The organism is Nitrosomonas sp. JL21, assembly GCF_009833095.1.
Taxonomy (GTDB): domain Bacteria; phylum Pseudomonadota; class Gammaproteobacteria; order Burkholderiales; family Nitrosomonadaceae; genus Nitrosomonas.
This window is the reverse complement of sequence record NZ_QRCB01000083.1, coordinates 1-1,056: the sequence shown is the minus strand read 5'-3', so window position 1 is coordinate 1,056 and position 1,056 is coordinate 1. Positions and strand designations below refer to the sequence as shown.

Sequence of the window (1,056 nt, the reverse complement as noted above, 5' to 3'; positions counted from 1 at the left end):
AATGAGGAAAAAAGATTAAATGAAAAGTTGGAAAATACTCTGAAATTGAACTACCCAGCAGGTAAGTTGCAGATTATTGTGGCATCCGATGGCTCTACTGATGCTACCAATGATATCGTTAGATCTTATGAAGCGCAAGGAGTTGAATTGTTGGTGATGGTTAATCGAGGTGGGAAAGAGAATGCTCAGAAAGAGGCAGTGCAATATGCAAAAGGAGAAATTATTGTATTTTCAGATGTTGCAACTATTTTGGAACCCCAAGGATTAATAGAAGTTGTTTCAAATTTTGCCGATCCTTCAATTGGGTGTGTCAGCAGTGAGGACAGGTTAATCGGGCATGATGGCAAGCCTTCCGGTGAAGGACTTTATGTGCGATATGAGATGTGGCTGCGGTGTTTGGAATCCCAGGTAAATTCTATTGTTGGTCTTAGTGGCTCTTTCTTTGCTGCCAGGAAAAAGGTATGCCAGGATTTTTCAGGGGATGTTCAGAGTGATTTTAGAACTTTGCTGACTAGTATGAAACTAGGCCTGCGTGGTGTAAGCGATCCAAAGGCAATTGGCAGTTATTTGAATATTGCTGACGAAAAGCGGGAGTTTGAACGGAAAGTGCGAACTGTGCTTCGGGGGCTGACTGTTTTTTTTAAGCATCTTGAATTTTTGAATGTTTTTCAATATGGATTGTTTTCATACCAATTTTTCTGTCATAAGCTGCTTCGCTGGCTGGTGCCTTTCTTTCTTAGTGCTGTTCTGATAAGTAATATTATTCTGGCCTTTACGTCAGGATTCTTTTTATTTATGCTGGCGGGGCAATTGGCTTTTTATGGGATTGGTATTTATGGATGGCTTAAGCAGTCTTTAAGCGGAGTTTTAAAAATTCCAATGTTTTTCTTGGTTGTCAATACGGCCATAGCAGTCGCCTGGTGGAAGTATCTTACAGGAAGTCGCATAGTCCTTTGGGATCCTTCAGTAAGATAATTTCTTGACTTATTAAAGACTGATGTTAGATTTTATTATTTTAGCGCATTTATTTTTATCAATTTTACCGTTTGCATTTTT

General features: G+C 39.2%; 1 protein-coding gene. It reads left to right on the top strand.

The window, feature by feature from the left end:
- The coding region (locus ABF87_RS14610) for a glycosyltransferase (protein WP_160829847.1) at positions 1–975 on the top strand (975 nt) is incomplete at its 5' end.
- Between the last annotated feature and the right edge of the window lie 81 nt (positions 976–1,056).